Annotated in this window: 17 protein-coding genes and 1 tRNA gene; 14 read left to right on the top strand and 4 right to left on the bottom strand. The window is 57.9% G+C overall.

Annotated elements, in window-relative coordinates:
- Positions 1 to 80 precede the first annotated feature (80 nt).
- The 13 genes from JWV26_RS20210 (at position 81) to JWV26_RS20270 (ending at position 13670) form a co-directional block, all read left to right on the top strand.
- Positions 81 to 1259 (top strand): lipopolysaccharide biosynthesis protein, encoded by a 1179-nt coding sequence (locus JWV26_RS20210; RefSeq protein WP_206417661.1) that lies wholly within the window; start codon positions 81 to 83, stop codon positions 1257 to 1259.
- Between the two features lie 4 nt (positions 1260 to 1263).
- A complete protein-coding gene (locus JWV26_RS20215) occupies positions 1264 to 1782 on the top strand; it encodes an acyltransferase (RefSeq protein WP_206417662.1) in 519 nt (172 codons plus the stop codon).
- Positions 1779 to 3194 carry a hypothetical protein gene (locus JWV26_RS20220; RefSeq protein ID WP_206417663.1) on the top strand — a complete coding sequence of 472 codons (1416 nt, stop codon included), beginning with the start codon at positions 1779 to 1781 and terminating at the stop codon, positions 3192 to 3194. Before JWV26_RS20215 ends, JWV26_RS20220 begins: the two co-directional genes overlap by 4 nt.
- 28 nt (positions 3195 to 3222) lie before the next feature.
- Positions 3223 to 4398: a glycosyltransferase family 4 protein gene (locus tag JWV26_RS20225; RefSeq protein WP_206417664.1), complete on the top strand. Its 1176-nt coding sequence runs from the start codon at positions 3223 to 3225 to the stop codon at positions 4396 to 4398.
- The gene (locus JWV26_RS20230; RefSeq protein WP_206417665.1) at positions 4395 to 5630 is read left to right on the top strand and encodes a glycosyltransferase family 4 protein; all 1236 of its coding nucleotides are present in this window, start codon (positions 4395 to 4397) and stop codon (positions 5628 to 5630) included. Before JWV26_RS20225 ends, JWV26_RS20230 begins: the two co-directional genes overlap by 4 nt.
- Positions 5631 to 5633: 3 nt before the next feature.
- On the top strand, positions 5634 to 6491 hold the full coding sequence (locus JWV26_RS20235) for a dTDP-4-dehydrorhamnose reductase family protein (protein ID WP_206417666.1): 858 nt from the start codon (positions 5634 to 5636) through the stop codon (positions 6489 to 6491).
- A 58-nt stretch (positions 6492 to 6549) separates the two neighbouring features.
- Positions 6550 to 7560: a polysaccharide biosynthesis protein gene (locus JWV26_RS20240; protein ID WP_206417667.1), complete on the top strand. Its 1011-nt coding sequence runs from the start codon at positions 6550 to 6552 to the stop codon at positions 7558 to 7560.
- Complete coding sequence (gene wecB, locus JWV26_RS20245) at positions 7553 to 8680, top strand: non-hydrolyzing UDP-N-acetylglucosamine 2-epimerase (protein ID WP_206417668.1); 1128 nt, start codon at positions 7553 to 7555, stop codon at positions 8678 to 8680. The genes JWV26_RS20240 and wecB overlap by 8 nt, the downstream gene beginning before the upstream one ends.
- Positions 8681 to 8682: 2 nt before the next feature.
- Positions 8683 to 9645 (top strand): UDP-glucose 4-epimerase family protein, encoded by a 963-nt coding sequence (locus tag JWV26_RS20250; protein ID WP_206417669.1) that lies wholly within the window; start codon positions 8683 to 8685, stop codon positions 9643 to 9645.
- Positions 9642 to 10658 carry an MraY family glycosyltransferase gene (locus JWV26_RS20255; protein ID WP_206417670.1) on the top strand — a complete coding sequence of 339 codons (1017 nt, stop codon included), beginning with the start codon at positions 9642 to 9644 and terminating at the stop codon, positions 10656 to 10658. Before JWV26_RS20250 ends, JWV26_RS20255 begins: the two co-directional genes overlap by 4 nt.
- Complete coding sequence (locus tag JWV26_RS20260; protein WP_206417671.1) at positions 10655 to 11242, top strand: PglD-related sugar-binding protein; 588 nt, start codon at positions 10655 to 10657, stop codon at positions 11240 to 11242. The genes JWV26_RS20255 and JWV26_RS20260 overlap by 4 nt, the downstream gene beginning before the upstream one ends.
- Before the next feature lie 9 nt (positions 11243 to 11251).
- Entirely contained in the window at positions 11252 to 13252 is a 2001-nt protein-coding gene (locus tag JWV26_RS20265; protein ID WP_206417672.1) for a polysaccharide biosynthesis protein, read from the top strand.
- Between the two features lie 94 nt (positions 13253 to 13346).
- Positions 13347 to 13670 (top strand): ComEA family DNA-binding protein, encoded by a 324-nt coding sequence (locus tag JWV26_RS20270; protein WP_206419237.1) that lies wholly within the window; start codon positions 13347 to 13349, stop codon positions 13668 to 13670.
- A gap of 417 nt (positions 13671 to 14087) precedes the next feature.
- Here the strand turns inward: JWV26_RS20270 and JWV26_RS20275 are convergent.
- Together JWV26_RS20275 and JWV26_RS20280 are read right to left on the bottom strand one after the other, a co-directional pair.
- A tRNA-Asn gene (locus JWV26_RS20275) sits at positions 14088 to 14163 on the bottom strand.
- A gap of 227 nt (positions 14164 to 14390) precedes the next feature.
- A complete protein-coding gene (locus JWV26_RS20280; protein WP_143497276.1) occupies positions 14391 to 15587 on the bottom strand; it encodes an amino acid aminotransferase in 1197 nt (398 codons plus the stop codon).
- 245 nt (positions 15588 to 15832) lie between these two features.
- On the opposite strand from JWV26_RS20280, the gene uvrB reads away from it, so the two are divergent.
- Positions 15833 to 17848, top strand: a complete 2016-nt coding sequence (gene uvrB / locus JWV26_RS20285; RefSeq protein WP_206417673.1) for an excinuclease ABC subunit UvrB — start codon at positions 15833 to 15835, stop codon at positions 17846 to 17848.
- A 111-nt stretch (positions 17849 to 17959) separates the two neighbouring features.
- On the opposite strand, the gene JWV26_RS20290 is transcribed toward uvrB, so the two are convergent.
- Both JWV26_RS20290 and JWV26_RS20295 read right to left on the bottom strand, forming a co-directional pair.
- Positions 17960 to 19513 carry an MDR family MFS transporter gene (locus tag JWV26_RS20290; protein ID WP_420890276.1) on the bottom strand — a complete coding sequence of 518 codons (1554 nt, stop codon included), beginning with the start codon at positions 19511 to 19513 and terminating at the stop codon, positions 17960 to 17962.
- The gene (locus tag JWV26_RS20295; RefSeq protein ID WP_196448303.1) at positions 19503 to 20552 is read right to left on the bottom strand and encodes an HlyD family secretion protein; all 1050 of its coding nucleotides are present in this window, start codon (positions 20550 to 20552) and stop codon (positions 19503 to 19505) included. Before JWV26_RS20295 ends, JWV26_RS20290 begins: the two co-directional genes overlap by 11 nt.
- Between the last annotated feature and the right edge of the window lie 43 nt (positions 20553 to 20595).

Genomic DNA, 20595 nt, shown 5'->3' on the forward strand with positions numbered 1-20595 from the left:
GTTTTCAACGCGTTTTTCCGACCATGAGGTTGTTAAGCCAATCCGGCATCTATCTGGGCTCTAGTCTGTTGAGTAGAGCCGTGCCGTTCCTGATGCTGCCAGTTATGACGCATCACCTTAGTCCGACAGAATTCGGTGCGCTGGCTATCTTCTTGTTAGCCAATAGTTGCATCTCCGCGTTTGTTGGCATGAACGTGCATGCCAATATTTCCAAAAATTTTTTCACTCTGCCCAAAGACAAGCTTGGCGATATGATCGGCAATATTTTTGTCGTAATGTTGGTCTCGTCTTTTATTGCCACGGTTTTTTTCGCTGTCGTCGCTCTTTTTGTCAATGACTTGTTCTCGCTGCCCTTATCGGCTTTCTTGGTCATGCCGCTGCTGAGTTTTATGACCATGGTGAACACGATCAATCTCACCATCTTAAGGAATGAGGGGCGTGCCTATATATATGGTGCCTTCGAGGTGGCCTGCACAGTATTAGCCATATCGGTCACCCTGGTTTTTTTGCTATCTCTTGAGGCCGGTTGGCGTTCGCAGGTGTATGGTTTGTTAACGGCGTACGGCGTATTCTTTTTTGTCGCCATTGTATATATGACCAAGCGCGGCTACTTGAGCCTAAATATTTCATCTGTGGAAGTGCGGAGGGTGCTTGGCTCTTCGGTACCGATGATTCCCTATGTGCTGGCCGGCATTGTCATGAATGTCAGTGACCGGGTCTTTATCGAGCGCATGGTCGGGCTTGAAGCTGTAGGACATTACGCTATTGGCTATAATTTTGGCATGATCGTGCTGATGTTTACCGATGCATTTGCCAAAGCCTGGAGCCCCTGGTTTTACAAGTTGATGAGCAAGCCGACCGAAGGCAATAAAAAAACCGTCGTTCGCTATAGCTACTTCTATGCGATGGGTGTGTTTTGCTTGGTTGTAGCGGTATCGGTGTTCGCCTATTTTGCGATTCCGTTTATGGTCTCCCAGGCCTTTCTCGGGGCTGCCTCCTACGTATTCTGGATCGCCTTGGCGCTGGCGATTCAGGGCCTGTACAAGATGCTGTTTCCTTATTTCATCCTTATGGAAAGGCACTATGTCTTATCCGGCATCTTGGTGATTTGTGCGTTGTCGAATCTGGTGTTCAGCTATGTTCTGGTTGATCATTTTGGTGCGGTCGGTGCGGCGTACTCGTCGGCGCTGGCGTGGGGGGGGGCAGTCGTCATGGCATTTATTTATAAACAGCGTATTTGCGCCATGCCTTGGAGATAGCACCGTGAAATCCTTACTGAAGACGCTCTATATCAAACTACGCAGGGCGCTAGCATGGGGCTATCGTTACCGTGTGGCAACTAGGTGCCGCTCCCACGGTGCGGGGTTGACTGTCAACTTCTACAGTACTGTCACAGCCACTACGGTACTGGGAACCAACGTCAACTTCAACGGTATGACCATTCGCGGAGCAGGAAAGGTATTAATTGGCGACAACTTTCATTCTGGGCAGGACTGTTTGATTCTGACCGACAATCATAATTACGATTGCGGCACGGCCATCCCGTACGATAGCACCGTTATTAGCCGAGACGTACGTATTCATGACAACGTCTGGCTGGGGGATCGGGTGATTATTCTTGGCGGTGTCACGCTGGAAGAGGGCGCCATCGTCCAAGCCGGTAGTGTGGTTACCAAGAGTGTGCCCAAGTACGCCATTGTGGGAGGGCATCCCGCACAGGTCTTCAAATACCGGGATCGCGAGCATTATGACCGCTTGAAAGCCGAAGGGCGGTTCCATTGAGCGCCATACAACCCCAAGGTTCGGTACGCACCGTTCGCGACCTATGCGAGCTCATCTGGTCGGTCGAGCGCGAATTCAATTTGCTGGATCTGGACGTCAACGGCGTAAAGGTCTGGCAATACACGCGCATGGAGATTTATTACTACCTGGCCGAACTGTCAGGCGTTTTTATTGAAGCGCATCCTATTAAACGTAACACCAGAAGTCTGCTTGCCCAACTGCCCCGGTTGCTTAAAGAGCTGGTGGTCGAAAGCCCACTCTGGCTAGCATGCAGAAAGGTCGATGAGGTAGTGATCGAACACCCACGCAGCGCAATATTCGAGGGGGAGCGGGTTGATATCTACACCCATGCGTACCGTGAGTCGATGCGGCGTAGCGGCAAAAAAGTCGTCAGTCTGAATCGGCTGGTTCCGGGGATTGCGCTAAAATCGGCTGATCAAAATCGATACAGTCTGGCGTGCTTGCCACTACTTCTTTTAGCGTGGAAACGGATAAAACACGACAGGCTTAGCGCTGACGCGTTAACGTGCATCAATCGCGTGTCAGTCCGGCTTTCCAGCGAGCTGGGGCGCGAGGTGTCGCTTGAGCCCATCCTGAGTCGATCGATTGGTAAATTTAAGCTCTACACTGCGTTCTACCGCTGGCTCTTTAACTCCATTAAACCGAAAAAATTGACGGTGGTGATTGGCTACGCTTGTGGCGATGCGATTTTCGCTGCCAAACAGTTGGGTATTGAAACCGCGGAAATCCAGCATGGCACGTTCAGCGCCTACCATCTCGGATACAGCTATCCGGGGCGCACGGCAGAGATTGAGCTGTTTCCCGCAAGCATGATGATTTGGGGCGCGTACTGGGCACGATTGGTACAGATGCCGATTGCCGAGGAAAACTGCTCGGTCATCGGTTTCGACTTTTTCAAGAGAAAGCTGGCCGCCTTGCCATCGGTAAATAAACATAATGCGGAGCTCGTGGTCATTTCCCAAGGCGCCTTGGGCGATAAGATTGCCGCCTGTATTTATGAGTATTGTGCCGAGCTACAGGGTTACAAGCTTTTCTACAAGCTGCATCCAAGCGAGTACGAGCGTTGGCGCGAGTATCCCTATTTGGAGGAACTCGCCCGCTCGGGAGTGATTGAAATTGTCACTGACCAATACGATTTATATACCTTGTTGAGGCAGGTTGGCGTTCAAGTGGGGGTGTTTTCAACGGCGCTATATGAAGGCCTGGCTCTAGGTTGCCAAACCATTCTTCTAGATCTTCCAGGGGTGGAATATATGACCGGTTTGGTCGATGCCGGCATGGCCAGCTTGGCCAATGATAGACCGAGTTTTAGGTTGGCATTAGATGTGCGGTCTGCGCCTGCCAACGGCGCTTCGGATATTTTTGGTGTGAAAGAGAATGGCGAGTTTTGAATGTTAGTTAGAGTGGTATTTTTACCTAATGGATAAATTAAATGTTTTGGTTTTTGTTAGTTATTATTATCCGGGTGGTAAAGGCGGCGGTCCGCTGCGTTCTATTTCGAATATGGTGGCATTGCTAGGTTCGGAATTTGATTTTTCTGTGGTGACACGGGATAGAGATGCCGGTGATAAAAAAAGTTATAGTGGTATTTCTGTTGGTGCGTGGAATGATGTGCGGGGTTGCAAGGTTTTTTATTTGCCGTCGGGTATTGTTTTTTTTACTAAGCTGTTAGGGCTGATCTTTTCTTCTCGTTGGAACGTTCTGTACCTCAATAGCTTTTTTGACCTGCGGATGACTCTTTGGGGGCTTCTGGCTGCGCGCTTTTTGGGGCGTGAAAGCAAGGTTCTGCTGGCACCGCGTGGGGAGTTTTCCGAAGGCGCCATGTCGTTTAAAACAGCCAAGAAGCGCTTATACATAAAAACCGTTAAAAGTCTGGGGCTGCTGCGCAAAACGATATTCCATGCCTCGACAACAGCAGAGGCCGATGAAATCGAACGGGTTTTGGGCGTCGATCGCGGACGTATCCGCATTGCGATGAACCTCACCATGCCGCCGATGGCATCCTCTGACGTGCGTGAAGCGCAAGTCGACGGGCCGTTGAAGTTAGTGTTTCTCTCCCGGTTGGCGCGCAAAAAGAACCTGGATTTCGTCCTCCGTTCCTTAGCGTCCGTGCAAAGCACTGCCAGCCTCGATGTGTATGGCGTATTTGAGGAAGACAGCTACAGCAACGAGTGTGCCGAACTAGTGGCAAGACTGCCGGCCTCCATCAAGGTCAACTTCTGCGGCTATGTCGAGCCAGATGATGTGGGCAACGTACTGGCTCAGTACGACCTCTTTTATTTTCCCACCCTGGGCGAAAACTACGGGCATGTAATCGCCGAGGCGTTGGCCGTGGGTACCCCGGTATTGCTCAGTGATAGAACCCCTTGGACCGGGCTCGAGACCGATGGCTTGGGCTGGGTCTGTCCCCTTGAGGCGCCTCAGGAATTCGTGCAGGTGCTGAATGGTTTCGGCTCTGTGCCTGCTGGCAGTGGTTATCGCAACCGCGCTTTAGTACAGGAGCGTGCGCGCAAGCGAATATCCAGCGACTTGCACATTCAAGCCAACCGTGAAGTGTTTCTCTCGTTTCAGCAGGGGGCGAGGGGGCGTTCGTGAACATCCTCATCCTTTCCCAGTACTTCTGGCCGGAAAGCTTCATCATCAATGACATCGTGCGCACCCTCGATGAGCAGGGCCACGAGGTGGTGGTCGCCACCGGCAAACCCAACTATCCCGACGGCAAGGTCTTCGATGGCTACCGTGCCGGTGGCACCCAGCGTGAGCGTTTCCTGGGGCGTATCGAGGTATTGCGGGTGCCGCTTTGGCCGCGTGGGCAGGGCGGGGCGAAGAACCTGATCCTGAACTACCTTTCCTTTGTCTTCAGCGGTCTGTTGTGTCTGCCCTGGATGCTGCGGAGGCGTGAGTTCGACGCAATTGTGGTGTTCGCCCCTTCGCCCATTACTCAGGCGATTCCGGCGATCCTACTCAAATGGTTGAAGAGGGCCAAGCTCGCCCTGTGGGTGCAGGATCTTTGGCCGGAGAGCTTGTCGGCCACCGGTTTCGTACGCAATCCGTATGCACTTCGGGTGGTTGGCTGGGCGGTGAGGGGTATCTATCGCTGCTGCGATACCCTGTTGGTTCAATCCCGGGCATTTGTTGAGCCGGTGGCCAGATATGCGAGGCGCGACAAGATCGTTTACTACCCGAATTCCCTGGATGTGCGCTTTCCGGTCGGGGGGGCTGTCATCCCAGATGAGCTCAGGAACGTTCTGGAACAACATTTCTGCGTAGTGTTCGCCGGCAATCTGGGGACTGCACAGGCTCTGGAAACGATCGTGCAGGCCGCGGTTCATCTGCGCGACGATCCGCAAATCCGCCTGGTGCTTGTGGGCAGTGGCAGTCGCCTGGCTTGGCTCAAGTCCCAGCAGCAAGCCCTCGGCCTGGACAATCTGGTGCTGCCGGGGCGTTTTCCGATGGAGATGATGCCGCAGATTTTCGAGCGCGCCTCGGCCCTGTTGGTGTCGTTGAACGACGAGCCCGCGTTCGCTCAGACCATTCCCAGCAAGATCCAGGCTTATCTGGCAGCTGGTCGGCCGATCATCGCCAGCATGAATGGCGAGGGCGCCCGTGTGGTGTGCGAGGCGGGTGCCGGCTTGGCATCGCCGGCCGAGAAGGTGCTGCCGCTGATGGCTAATATTCGCACCATGAAGGGGTATGGGCAGGCGGAGCGCGAAGCGATGGGGCTTTCAGGTAGAGATTATTTTGCCAAGCACTTCGAGATGAGCAGCCAGGTAAAAGAATTGGTTGAAATCCTTGCAAGTGTTCGTCCATTCATTTCAGGGCGTTAGTAGATGAAAGTATTAGTGCTTGGTGTCAGCGGTATGCTCGGTAATGCCGTCTTTCGAGTGTTTTCTGCCGATGCTGCATACGAGACGTGGGGCACGCTACGTAGCGGAGCGGCTTTGCGGCATATCTCTCCGGGTAGTCATGCATGTTTGCTCACCGGGATCGATGTGCTCGACCAGGACGCCTTGGTCGAGACCATGACCAGGGTCCGACCGGACGTGGTGATCAACTGCGTCGGGCTGATCAAGCAGTTGGCCGACGCTAAGGATCCGCTCACTGCACTACCGATAAACGCCATGTTGCCGCATCGGTTGGCCAGGCTCTGTGCGCTGAGTGGTGCTCGGCTGATTCATGTGAGCACCGACTGCGTGTTTGCCGGACGCAAGGGCTTATATCTGGAGAGCGATCTGTCGGATGCCGAGGACTTATACGGTAAGTCCAAGTACATAGGCGAGCTGCATGATATTCCGCATGCCATTACCTTGCGCACCTCGATCATTGGGCACGAGCTGAGCTCGAATCACGCGCTGGTGGATTGGTTCCTCTCCCAAAAGGGGAGCGTCAGGGGTTTCACCAAGGCTATTTTCTCTGGCCTGCCGACGGTGGAACTGGCTCGAGTAATGAAAGAGTTCGTGATTCCGCACCCGCAACTCAATGGCCTGTATCATGTCGCCGCCGAGCCGATCGACAAGTTCAGGCTACTCAGTCTAGTGGCGGCAGAGTACGGTAAGCAGATTGAAATTCGCGCTGACGACGCGCTGGCGATCGATCGCTCCCTCGATGGCTCGCGTTTCCGCAACGCCACGGGGTACGTGGCGCCATCCTGGCCGGAGCTTATCCGGCGGATGCGAGAACTGCGCTAGCTGCGTCCGCATGAAATTTACGCAGCCTCTGGGCTGCGTTCACGTTCTGGAAGGTTTTATGTTCGACGACAAGGTATTGATGATTACCGGTGGTACCGGTTCTTTCGGTCATACGGTATTACGGCGTTTCCTCGATACCGACGTGCGCGAGATCCGTATCTTCTCCCGCGACGAGAAGAAACAGGAGGATATGCGCATAGCCCTGGCCAATGACAAGGTCAAGTTCTACATCGGCGATGTGCGTGATTACGACAGCCTCAAGCAGGCGATGGTAGGCGTCGATTACATTTTCCACGCCGCGGCGCTCAAGCAGGTGCCGTCGTGCGAGTTCTATCCGATGGAGGCGGTGCGTACCAATGTCAATGGCACCGAGAACGTGCTCAATGCCGCCATCGCCAGCGGCGTGATGCGTGTGGTGGTGTTGTCCACCGACAAGGCGGTGTACCCGATCAATGCCATGGGTATCTCCAAGGCCATGGCCGAAAAGCTGATGGTAGCTAAGTCACGGATGATTCCAGAAGGCGGTACCGTGGTTTGCGCCACCCGTTACGGCAACGTGATGGCTTCACGTGGATCGGTGATTCCGCTATTCATCGAGCAACTGCGCAGCGGTGAGCCGCTGACCGTGACCGACCCACAGATGACCCGTTTTCTGATGTCGCTGGAAGATTCGGTCGATCTGGTGCTGCATGCCTTCGAGCATGGCCAGCAGGGCGATCTGTTCGTGCAGAAGGCGCCTGCCTCCACCGTCGGCGACTTGGCCCTGGCGCTCAAGGAGCTATTCGGTCACGACAACCCGGTGCGGGTGATCGGTACCCGGCACGGCGAGAAGCTCTACGAATCCCTGGTTTCGCGCGAGGAGATGGCCAAGGCCGAGGACATGGGGCGTTACTACCGTATTCCGGCCGACAATCGCGATCTCAACTACAAGAAGTATTTCGTCGAAGGCGAGGAGAAGCTCTCCGAGCTGGATGACTACACCTCGCACAACACCGAGCGTCTGGATATTCCCGCCATCAAGCAGCTACTGCTCAAGCTCGACTACATCAAGGAGCAGCTCGATGCTTAAGGTCATGACGCTGGTCGGCACCCGTCCGGAGCTAATCAAAATGAGCAGGGTGATCGCTGAACTGGATCGGCAGGTCAATCACGTACTGGTGCACTCGGGGCAGAATTACGACTATGAGCTCAACCAGGTGTTCTTCGATGATCTGGAGATTCGCAAGCCGGATCACTTCCTAGGCGCCGCTGGGGAAACCGCCGCGCAGACCATCGCCGAAGTAATTGCCAAGGCCGACGAAGTATTCGAACTGGAGCAGCCCGACGCGCTGCTGCTTTATGGCGACACCAATACTTGCCTGGCGGTGATCGCCGCGAAGCGCCGCAAGATTCCGATATTCCATATGGAGGCGGGCAACCGCTGTTTTGATCAGCGTGTGCCGGAAGAGCTAAACCGCAAGGTGCTCGATCATCTCTCCGACATCAACCTGGTGCTCACCGAACATGCTCGTCGCTATTTGATCGCTGAGGGTATCCGCCCTGAGACCATCATCAAGACTGGCTCGCACATGCATGAGGTGCTGGACTACTACAAGCCGAAGATCGAGGCCTCCGATGTGCTTGCTCGCGAAGGGCTCGAGGTAGGAAAGTTCTTCATTGTCAGCACCCATCGTGAAGAGAACGTCGACACTCCGGACAACCTGCGTGATCTGCTTGCCACCCTGCGAGCGTTGGCCGATGAATATGGCTTCCCGCTGATTGTCTCGACCCATCCGCGTACACGTAAGCGACTGGAGGCGCTGGGCGAATCGCTGGACCACCCTCTGATCCGCTTCTCCAAACCATTCGGCCTGCTCGATTACATCAAGCTGCAGATGAACGCTTTCTGTGTACTCTCTGATAGCGGAACCATCACCGAAGAAGCTTCCTTGCTCAACCTGCCGGCGGTGACGCTGCGTAATGCTCATGAGCGCCCTGAGGGGATGGACCAGGGCACGCTGATCATGAGCGGGCTGAAGAGGGATTCGGTGCTGGCTGCGGTCAAGGTCATCACCAGCCAACACCGGGCCAGCGAGCGTATGATTCCTCTGGTGCCCGACTATGAAGGCGGTCCAGTGTCGCTGCAGGTGGTGCGGGTGGTGCTCAGTTACACCGACTACGTGAATCGTACCGTCTGGCGTAAGGACTAAACATGCGTGTTCTGCTGACTGGCGCCAGCGGCTTCGTTGGTCGTGGTGTGCAGGCGCGCCTGCTGGGCGATGGCGTGCATCGGTTACGCTGCGCCCAGCGCAACACACCGGTTGTTCCACTTGTCGGGGTGGAGTACTTCCTCACTCCGTCTTTAGAGGCGGAGGCCGACTGGTCGCAGGCGCTCGAGGACGTCGATGCGGTCATTCACTGCGCAGCGCGGGTGCACGTGATGCATGAGCAAGCTGACGATCCATTGATAGAGTTTCGTCGAGCCAACGTCGAAGGCACGCTGCGCCTGGCACATCAGGCTGTGGTAGCGGGCGTACGGCGTTTCGTCTTCGTCAGCTCAATCAAGGTCAACGGTGAGCAGACTCTCCCAGGGCAGGCTTACAGAGCCGATGATGTTCCGAATGCAACGGACCCTTACGGCATCTCAAAACGAGAGGCGGAGGATGAGTTGCTGGCCCTTGCTGCTGAAACAGGGCTGGAAGTGGTCATCGTCCGTCCGCCTTTGATCTACGGCCCCGGGGTCAAGGCCAACTTCTTGAGCATGATGCGCTGGCTGCAGCGGGGGGGGGCGTTGCCCTTCGGTGCCATAGATAACCGCCGCAGTCTGGTTGCACTGGATAATCTGGTGGACTTGTTGGTTGTGTGCCTTACCCATCCAGGGGCCAGCGGGGAGCGTTTTCTTGTCTGCGACGGCGAGGATCTATCTACCAGCGAGTTGCTGCGTCGCCTGAGTGCAGCTCTCGGGCGCCCGGCGCGGCTCTGGCCAGTGCCGCAGGCGTTGATTGAGCGGGTTGCGATCATGTTGGGTCGTCGCCAGCTCAGTCAGCGCCTGTGTGGTTCGTTACAGATCAACATGGACAAGACGCGTGAGCGATTGGGGTGGACTCCACCGTTTACGGTTGATCAAGCGCTAGCTAAGACGGCTGCGCACTATTTAAAAGAATTCTCTAGATGAAAGTTATGGTTCTGATGGCGGCCATCGCTTTAGTGGCGTGGGGGCTTACGGCTTTGTTGCGACGCTACGCGCTGGCACGCAGCCTGATGGATATACCCAACGCACGTAGCTCACACAGCCAACCAACGCCGCGTGGAGGAGGCGTTTCCATTGTTGTGGCATTCCTCATGGGGTTGTGCGCCGCGTCCGCTGCAGGTCTGGATCTACCTACTGAGATTTATTACTCGCTGCTAGGCGCGGGTTCGGCAATTGCATTGCTTGGGTTCCTGGATGACCACGGGCACATTGCCGCTCGCTGGCGCTTGCTTGGGCATTTCGCTGCTGCTGCTTGGGCGCTATTCTGGCTCGGTGGACTGCCGCCGTTGGTAATACTTGGCCACTCAGTTGACTTTGGTTGGTTGAGTTATTTGTTGGCCTCTTTGTATCTGGTCTGGTTACTCAACCTTTACAACTTCATGGATGGAATCGATGGCATTGCCAGTATTGAGGCTATCTGTGTTTGTTTAGGGGGCGCTCTGTTATATGCCCTCCAAGGGCATGCTGACGCTGCATTGCTGCCGTTGCTGCTGTCGTCTGCTGTAGTGGGATTTCTTTATTGGAATTTCCCGCCGGCGCGAATTTTCATGGGCGATGCTGGTAGCGGCTTTCTAGGCGTTGTGCTTGGCGTTCTTTCCTTGCAGGCGGCGTGGATCGATCAATCCTTGCTTTGGGGCTGGCTGATCTTGTTGGGTGTTTTCGTGGTGGACGCGACCTTTACTCTACTCCGGCGTTTACTGCGCGGAGACAAGGTTTATGAAGCTCATCGAAGTCACGCGTATCAATACGCCTCGCGTCGGTTCGGCCGCCATGTGCCGGTTACTCTGGCGGTTGCTGCGATCAATCTCTGCTGGCTGTTACCGGTGGCAGTCTGGGTGGTGCAAGGCGGCGATGGTTTGGTCGGACTAGTGTTGGCTTACATGCCTTTGATAATGCTGGCCATCAAATTTCGTGCTGGCGAATTGGAGCACAGATGAGCCAGTTGCGGAAATTGCTTGTTCTTGGGGCCGGTGGTCACGGCAAGGCTGTTGCCGAGGCGGCATTACTCTCTGGAGAGTGGCAGCAGGTAGTTTTCCTCGACGACAGATGGCCTGAGCTGAAGGTTGTTTTTGGCCTGCCTGTGGTCGGTGGCCTGAGCCATCTGGCTGAAAATGCAGGGGCAGCTGACGGAGCTATCGCGGCGGTTGGTAATAATTGCTTGCGCCGTGCTTGGCAAGGAAAGATCACCGCTGCTGGCATTTCGCTGGTCAGCGTAGTTCACCCCCATGCTTGCGTGAGCGCTTCAGCTTTAGTCGGCCCTGGTTCAGCCATCATGTCACTGGCAGTCGTGGGCACTGAGGCTCGCTTGGGGCGAGGGGTAATCATCAATGCGGGAGCGGTGGTCGACCATGATGCGACTTTGGACGACTATGTGCATCTTGGTGTCGGTGTCTGCTTGGCTGGCGGAGTCGCGGTCGGCGAATCTGCTTGGTTACAGGCAGGTTGCAGTGCTGGATATGGTGTCGTTATCGAGCCGGGTTTGGTTATCAAGCCTGGCCAGGCTTTGATTGCCAAGGATTGAGGTATTGAGATGATTCGTCGACGAATAGAGTTATTGCGCCAATACCTTTTGCATTTGTCTCGTCGGCAAAAGCGAGTTCTTCAGCTGGTTGTTGATGTATTGCTAATTTGGCTGGCCCTGTGGTTGTCGTTTGCAGTTCGTATAGGGGCTTGGGATGCTGCCAGACCTTTTTCTGGTCATGGCTGGTTGTTTCTACTGGCGCCTGTTATTGCACTTCCCATTTTCATCAGGTTGGGGATGTATCGTGCGGTAATGCGTTATTTGGGTAATGATGCTCTTGTAACGATAGCCAAGGCAGTGACCCTATCTGCATTGGTGCTATCTCTGGCTGTTTATTGGTATCGTGGGCCGACGGCTCTCGTTCCGAGGTCCATGGTTTTTAATTATTGGTGGCTGAGCCTGCTGCTGTTGGGCGGTTTGCGCTTGACCATGCGCCAGTTCTTTATAGGTGATTGGTTCGAGCCGATTGCTCGCCGCCGCGATATCGAGTCAGGCACTTCCAAGGTCGCCATATATGGGGCCGGGGCGGCTGGTAATCAGCTGGTAGCAGCTTTGCGTTTGGGTAAAGCGATGCGTCCGGCGGCATTCATTGATGATGATTCCGGTATTGCTACTCGCACGATTGCGGGGCTGCGCGTCTACACGCCCAAGCATATTCAGCAAATGATCGATGAAACGGGTGTGACAGAGGTTTTGCTGGCAATGCCCTCGATCCCCCGCGCGCGCAGGCGGGAGATACTCGAGGCGTTGGAGCCTTACGCGCTTCATGTGCGCAGCATCCCCGGGTTTATGGATCTCGCCAGTGGGCGGGTAAAGGTCGAAGACCTTCAGGAAGTCGATATCGCTGACCTTCTCGGGCGTGATGCTGTTCCGCCTCGGCAAGATTTGTTCGAGCGCTGCATCAAGAATCAGGTGGTTCTGGTCACCGGAGCTGGTGGCTCCATTGGTTCGGAGTTGTGTCGGCAGATTCTCGCCAGCGGCGCGCGGACCTTGCTGCTTTTCGAGCACAGTGAGTTCAATCTCTACAGTATTCATGGTGAATTGCAGCAGCGCATCGAGCGGGAGTCGCTGCCGATCAAGCTGGTGCCGATTCTCGGGTCTATCCGTAACTTCGAGCGGTTGTTCGATATTCTGCAGACTTGGCGGGTCAACACCATCTATCACGCCGCCGCGTACAAGCATGTGCCGATGGTCGAGCATAATGTTGCTGAGGGCGTGCTCAATAACCTGGTTGGTACGCTCAATGCCGCGCAGGCGTCGATCAAGGCGGGTGTTGCCAATTTTGTGCTGATCTCAACCGATAAGGCGGTACGACCCACCAATGTCATGGGCAGCACCAAGCGCCTGGCTGAGATGGTGCTGCAGGCGCTGAGTCGTGAGTCTGCGCCGTTGCTGTTCGGTGATGACTCAGGTGTTCATCACGTCAACAAGACCCGGTTCACCATGGTGCGTTTTGGCAATGTGCTGGGCTCTTCCGGGTCGGTGATTCCATTGTTCAGGGAACAGATCAAGCAGGGTGGGCCGGTGACGGTGACTCATCCGAACATCACCCGTTATTTCATGACCATTCCCGAGGCGGCACAGCTCGTCATTCAGGCCGGTTCGTTGGGGCAGGGGGGGGATGTGTTTGTGCTGGATATGGGGGAGCCAGTGAAGATCGCCGACCTTGCGGAGAAGATGATCCGTCTGTCCGGTCTTACTGTGCGCGATGAGCGCAATCCGCATGGCGATATCGGTATCGAGTTCACCGGGTTGCGTCCGGGTGAAAAGCTCTATGAGGAGCTGCTGATCGGCGAGGATGTGAAGCCGACCGAGCATCCGATGATCATGCGCGCGGAAGAGGACATGCTGCCCTGGGACGAGCTCAAGGCTCGCTTGCAGGCGCTACTGGCTGCGGTCAGTGAGGATGATTACGCTCGCGTACGCGTGCTGCTGCGCGAAACGGTGCATGGTTATGTGCCGGAAGGTGAGATCGTTGACTGGATTCATCTCCGAAACCGGGAGCGTTGAGGCGTTGGTTTGACAGCTGGAAGATAGCGTCTAGGTTGATTCTTGTGGGGTTTCAAACCTCACTGGGATCTACTTACGACAAGGAATGCACATCATGCAAAAACTCCGTCTATCTTCCCTGCTGTTCGCTGTTCTCGCTTCTTTCTCTCTGGCTGCAGTCGCAGCTGAAACCCCGAAAACCGAAAGCGCCAAACCGACTGCCGTGCAGGTGGCGCAGGTTGCCGTGGTCAATCTGAATACCGCCGATGCTGCAACGCTGCAGCGTGAGCTGGCCGGGATTGGTGCGACCAAGGCGCAGGCGATTGTGGCTTATCGGGAGGAACACGGTAATTTCGCCTCGGTCGACGAGTTGTTGGAGGTGAAAGGTATCGGCGAGGCGACGCTGGAGAAGAATCGCGACAAGCTGAGTGTTAATTGACGCCTGGCGGCGTTGTTGTCTGGGCCGGTCTTTTGACCGGCCTTTTTCGTTTTTGCAGGGCGAGGGTGCTGGGTTGCGCGATTTGTGTTTTGTAGAAGCCCCGCCTCGGGGCGAAGCTTTTGGCGTTGCGGTGTTCTTTCGATTCGCCGCGGGGCGCGGATCCTACAGGTGCAGCGGGCTCCTTCAGGGAGATGAATAACCTGAGACATGGTCCCCGGTGAGAGTCCGCTGAAAACGAAAAAGCCCCGGATCAACCGAGGCTTTTGAATTTGGCTCCGCGACCTGGACTCGACAGCGCAGTTGAACGCGCTTTAGCGCGGCCCCGAAGGGGTGAGCGAAGCGAATAACCTGGGACGCAGTCCCTGGTGAGAGTCCGCAGGCAATAAAAAACCCAGCATTAGGCTGGGTTCTTGAATTTGGCTCCGCGACCTGGACTCGAACCAGGGACCCAATGATTAACAGTCATTTGCTCTACCGACTGAGCTATCGCGGAACAACGGCGCGTATGTTACTGATTAAAAAAGAGAAGTCAACACTTTGCCGTGACTTCTGCTTGTCTGGTATTCGGCAGATTCGGCGGCGCTGTTGTGGGAGGGGCTTTAGCCGCGACGGCAGTTGGCCCGCGACAGATCGCGGCTGAAGCCGCTCCTGCAGGTGTGTGGCGTTGGTGCATGCAAAAACGCCGGCTCATGGGCCGGCGTTCTTGTTTATTACAGAGGCTTACAGCACGGCGTGGATCGCGCGGGTGACGCTGTCCAGGTTGCCGTTGTTCAGCGCGGCGACGCAGATGCGGCCGGTGCCGACGGCGTAGATGCCGAACTCTTCCTTCAGGCGTTCCACTTGCTCCACGGTAAGGCCGGAGTAGGAGAACATGCCGCGTTGCTCGGCGACGAAGCCGAAGTCGCGCTTGGCACCCAGGGCTGCCAGTTGTTCGACCATGGCCAGGCGCATGCTGCGGATGCGGTCGCGCATTTCGCCCAGTTCGGCTTCCCACATGGCGCGCAGTTCGGGGCTGTTGAGTACGCTGGCGACTACTGTGGCGCCGTGGGTCGGCGGGTTGGAGTAGTTGGTGCGGATCACGCGCTTGAGCTGCGACAGGACGCGAGTCGACTCTTCGCGGCTGCTGGTGACCAGCGACAGGGCGCCGACGCGCTCGCCGTAAAGCGAGAACGATTTGGAGAAGGAGCTGGAAACGAAGAATTCCAGGCCCGACTCGGCGAACAGGCGCACGGCTTCGGCGTCCTGATCGATGCCGTCACCGAAGCCCTGGTAGGCGATGTCGAGGAAGGGCACGTGCTCGCGCTCGCGAAGCACGTCCAGCACGGCTTTCCAGTCTTCCAGCTGCAGGTCGACGCCTGTCGGGTTGTGGCAGCAGGCGTGCAGCACGACGATGGAGCGGGCCGGCAGATTGCGCAGGTCTTCGAGCATGCCGCCACGATTCACGCCGTTGCTGAACGGATCGTAGTAGCGGTAGTTCTGCACCGGGAAACCGGCGGATTCGAACAGGGCGCGGTGGTTTTCCCAGCTCGGGTCGCTGATGGCCACGGTGGCGTCCGGTAGCAGGCGCTTGAGGAAGTCGGCGCCGATCTTCAGGGCACCAGTGCCGCCCAGGGCCTGGGTGGTGATCACACGGCCGGCTTCGATCAGCGCAGCGCCTTTGCCGAACAGCAGTTCCTGCACGGCTTTGTCGTAAGCGGCAATGCCTTCGATCGGCAGGTAGCCACGAGGTGCGTGGGCCTCGATACGTGCCTTTTCAGCTTCTGCGACGGCGCGCAGCAGCGGAATTCGCCCCTCCTCGTTGTAGTAGACGCCCACGCCAAGGTTGACCTTGGTGGTGCGGGTGTCGGCGTTGAATGCTTCGTTGAGGCCCAGGATGGGATCGCGCGGAGCCATTTCGACGGCAGAGAAGAGACTCATGATGGGTGCGGCAACTCGAGTGAGGGGTGGGTGGCCAGGCGTCCCCGACAAAAGCGCTAGGGGGCGCGTAAACGGGGCGTTAGTATAACGACCCTGAATCCAGGGGGCGACAGCGCAAAGCCCTGAATTAAGGCCTTTTGCCAGGTAATTCGACTCTACCTGGACCTATCGCCGAATCGCCCCGCAATTCATGGCTTTTGACGCGGTCCGACAGGATGCGTCACAGCCATTTGTCGAGGTACTGCATGTCCGAGTTTCAGTTGGTGACCCGCTTCAAACCTGCCGGCGATCAGCCTGAGGCGATCCGGCAGATGGTCGAGGGGCTGGAGGCGGGGCTTTCGCACCAGACCCTGCTGGGCGTGACCGGCTCGGGCAAGACCTTCTCCATCGCCAACGTGATCGCCAAGGTGCAGCGCCCGACCCTGGTCCTGGCGCCGAACAAGACCCTGGCGGCGCAGCTCTATGGTGAGTTCAAGGCGTTCTTCCCGAACAATGCGGTGGAGTACTTCGTCTCCTACTACGACTACTACCAGCCGGAAGCCTATGTGCCGTCGTCGGACACCTTCATCGAGAAGGATGCCTCGATCAACGACCATATCGAGCAGATGCGCCTGTCGGCGACCAAGGCGCTGATCGAGCGCAAGGACGTCATCGTGGTCTGCACCGTGTCGTCGATTTATGGCCTGGGCAGCCCCGAGGAGTACCTGAAAATGGTGCTGCACCTCGACCGTGGCGACAAGATGGATCAGCGCGCGCTGCTGCGCCGCCTGGCCGAGCTGCAGTACACGCGCAACGACATGGACTTCGCCCGTGCCACTTTCCGCGTGCGCGGTGATGTGATCGATATATTCCCGGCGGAATCGGATCTGGAAGCCATTCGTGTCGAGTTGTTCGATGACGAGGTGGAGAGTATCAGTGCCTTCGACCCGCTGACCGGCGAGGTGATCCAGAAGCTGCCGCGCTTCACCTTCTATCCCAAAAGCCACTACGTCACGCCGCGTGAAACCTTGCTGGAGGCGGTTGAGCAGATCAAGGTCGAGTTGCAGCAGCGCCTGGAGTACCTGCGCGGGGCGAACAAGCTGGTGGAGGCGCAGCGCCTGGAGCAGCGCACGCGCTTCGACCTGGAGATGATCCTCGAGTTGGGCTACTGCAACGGCATCGAGAACTACTCGCGCTACCTGTCGGGCCGCCCGTCCGGCGCGCCGCCACCCACTCTCTATGACTACCTGCCGGACGAAGCGCTGCTGGTGATCGACGAGTCCCATGTCTCGGTGCCGCAGGTCGGCGCCATGTACAAGGGCGACCGCTCGCGCAAGGAAACCCTGGTGGAATACGGCTTCCGCCTGCCTTCTGCGCTGGATAACCGACCGATGCGTTTCGAGGAGTGGGAGGCGGCCAGCCCGCAGACCATTTTCGTTTCCGCTACACCTGGGCCTTACGAGGGCGAGCATGCCGGGCGCGTGGTGGAGCAGTTGGTGCGACCGACCGGCCTGGTCGACCCGCAGATCGAGGTGCGTCCGGCGCGCACTCAGGTCGATGATCTGCTCTCGGAGATCCGTTTGCGTGTGGCAGCGGGTGACCGCGTGTTGGTTACCACCCTGACCAAGCGTATGGCCGAGGATTTGACCGACTACCTGGGCGACCATGACGTCAAGGTGCGTTACCTGCACTCGGACATCGATACCGTCGAGCGGGTGGAGATCATTCGCGACCTGCGCCTGGGCGCCTTCGACGTGCTGGTGGGGATCAACCTGCTGCGTGAAGGCCTGGATATGCCCGAGGTGTCGCTGGTGGCGATTCTCGATGCGGACAAGGAAGGCTTCCTGCGTAGCGAGCGCTCGCTGATCCAGACCATCGGCCGTGCCGCGCGTAACCTCAACGGCCGAGCGATTCTGTACGCCGACAACATGACCGGCTCGATGCAGCGCGCCATTGGCGAGACCGAGCGGCGCCGCGCCAAGCAGATCGCCTTCAACGAGGCCAATGGCATCGTGCCCAAGGGCGTGCAGAAGGACGTCAAGGACATCCTCGAAGGCGCCGTGGTGCCGGGGGCGCGCAGCAACAAGCGCAAGGGCATGGCCAAGGCGGCGGAGGAGAGCGCGCGTTACGAGAGCGAACTGCGCTCGCCGAGCGAGATCACCAAGCGTATTCGTCAGCTGGAAGAGAAGATGTACGCCCTGGCGCGCGATCTGGAATTCGAAGCCGCGGCGCAGTTGCGCGACGAGATTCAGAAGCTGCGCGATCGCTTGTTGCAGGTTTGATGCTGCCGTGTGGCGTGGGGTTGTCTGTGTAGGAGCCCCCGCCGTGGCGAACCTTTTGGCTTTGCGGTGTTCTCTCGATTCGCCGCGGGGCGCGGCTCCTACAGAGCAGGGTCAGTGAGCTGCGCCACCGCCTGCCATGTTCTGCGGCAATTTCCGTGTCAGCAGTATCGCCAGCATGCTCACGCCCAGGGCGATGCCGATGAAATGGAAGGCATCGTTGTAGGCCATGATGATCGCCTGTTCATGGACGATCTGGCTGAGCTTGGCCAGGGCCGCCTGCTCGCTACCCAATGTCTGCGTCAGCAGGTACAGGCGTTCCTCTACCTGCGGGTTGGTTGGCACGATGGATTCGCGCAGGTAGTCGAAATAGACCTTGGCGCGGGCATCGAGCAGGGTGGCGAGCAGGGCGATGCCGATGGCGCCGCCGAGGTTGCGCAGGATGTTGAACAGGCTGGAGGCCGAGCCGGCGTCCTGCGGCAGGATGTAGGCCGTGGCAATCAGCGACACGGTGACCATCACCAGTGGCTGGCCCAGGGCGCGGATGATCTGGATGTGCTGGAACTGTTCGCCGGCGAAGTCCAGGTTGAGCACGCCGGAGAAGAAGCTCGCCGCGCCGAACAGGGCAAAGCCCAGGGCGCACAGCCATTTCGGCGAAATGATCTTCATCAGCTTGGGCACCAGCGGAATCAGGAACAGCTGCGGCACGCCCATCCACATGATCACTTCGCCGATCTGCATGGCGTTGTAGCCCTGGATCTGCGCCAGATACAGCGGCAGCACGTAGATCGAACCATACAGTCCGACACCGAGCCCCAGGCTGGAAATACTGGCCAGGCCGAAGTTGCGCTCGCGCAGTACGCCCAGGTTGATCAGCGGGTTGGGGCGGGAGATCTGCAGGATCACGAACAGGATCAGGCTGACCAGCGCGACGCTGCCCAGGCCGACGATCAGCTGCGATTCCAGCCAGTCCTTGCGGTGGCCTTCCTCGAGAAATACCTGCAGGCAGCCCAGGCCCAGGCCAAGGGTGACGATGCCGGCGTAGTCGGTGGTCTTCAGTAGCTCCCAGTGCGGCGCCTTTTTCTCCAGGCCATAGAGCAGCCCTGCGATCATGATCAGGCCGGGCGGCACGTTGATGTAGAAGATGTATTCCCAGCCCCAGTTCTCCGTCAGCCAGCCACCGAGTGTCGGGCCGATGGAGGGGGCGAAGGTGGCCGTGATGGCGAACAGGGCCATGCCCTTGGCGCGGTGGTGCTCGGGCAGCTTGATCAGCGTCATGGTGAACGCCAGCGGGATCAGCGCGCCGCCGGTAAAACCCTGCAGGGCGCGGAACACGATCATGCTTTCCAGGCTCCAGGCCAGGGAGCACAGCAGCGAGGCGATCAGAAAGCCCACCGACACCCACACCGCCAGGCGCCGCGCCGAGAGCAACTGCACCAGCCAGGCGGTCAGCGGGATCATGATGATCTCGGCCACCAGGTAGGAGGTGGAAATCCACGAACCTTCCTCCAGGGTGGCGGACAGTGCGCCCTGAATATCCTTCAACGAGGAGTTGGTGATCTGAATATCCAACACCGCCATGAAGGCGCCGAGCATCGCACTCATCACCGCAATCCAGTCGCGGCGGCTGGGCTCAGCCGTGGGGCGGATCAGCGCATCACCCGCCATGGCTTTCGTCGCTGCGCAGATCCACTGTGACCTCCACCGACATGCCGGGGCGGATCAGTCCATGCAGCGGGTTGTCGGCGGCGAAGGTCAGCTTGACCGGGATGCGCTGCACCACCTTGGTGAAGTTGCCGGTGGCGTTGTCTGGCGGCAGCAGGCTGAATTGCGCGCCGGAGGCGGCGAACAGGCTGTCGATGCGGCCTTCGATGGGGGTGTCGGGATAGCTGTCGAACAGCAGTTCGGCTTTCTGCCCAGGGTGCATGTGGCCGATCTGGGTTTCCTTGAAGTTGGCCTGGATCCAGATGTCCTGATCCGGTACCAGCGACAGCAGGTAGGCGCCGCTTTGCACCACCTGGCCCTCACGGGCCGAGCGCTGGCCGACCATGCCGCTGATCGGTGCATGGATCTGCGTACGCGAGAGGTTGAGGTCGGCCTGTTCCAGGTCGGCTTGCGCCGAGAGAATCAGCGCGTCCAGGCGTTTGAGCTCGGCTTCCAGGCTGGCGACCTGCTGACGCTGCGCTTGTAGATCGGCTTGGGCCTTGGCTACTTGCGAGCGGGCCACGCGGTTGTCGGCGGCCAGGGTGGTGACGCGTTCTTCGGAGACGTAACCCGGCTTGCGCAGGGTCTGCGCGCGGCCGAGATCGAGCTTGGAGCGATCGAGGGTCGCCTGGCTGGCGGCGACGTCGGCCTGGCTGGCGGCAATCAGGCTGGCCTGCTGGTCGAGCTTGCTCTGCGCCTGGGCGCGCTCGGCCTGGTGAGTTTCCAGGGCGGCGAGGGCGCGCTGGCGAGCGAGGCGGAAGTCGGCGTCTTCCAGTACCGCTAGAAGTTGGCCGGCCTCCACGTGTTGATTGTCACGCACCAGGACCTTTTCGATGCGTGCATTCAACTGGCTGGAGACGCGGGTGATCTCGCCCTGCACGTAAGCGTTGTCCGTGCTCTCGTGGTAGCGACCGATCAGCAGCCACTGGGCGAGCAGGGCACCGGCGATCAACACCAGCAGGATCACGAATACGAGAAGGCGACGTTGCAGTTTGGCGGGCATGCTTGAGGCTCGGGGTGCGTCGGAGAAATGTAAGTAAATTTAA

The organism is Ectopseudomonas toyotomiensis (assembly GCF_017167985.1).
Classification (GTDB): Bacteria; Pseudomonadota; Gammaproteobacteria; order Pseudomonadales; family Pseudomonadaceae; genus Aquipseudomonas; species Aquipseudomonas toyotomiensis.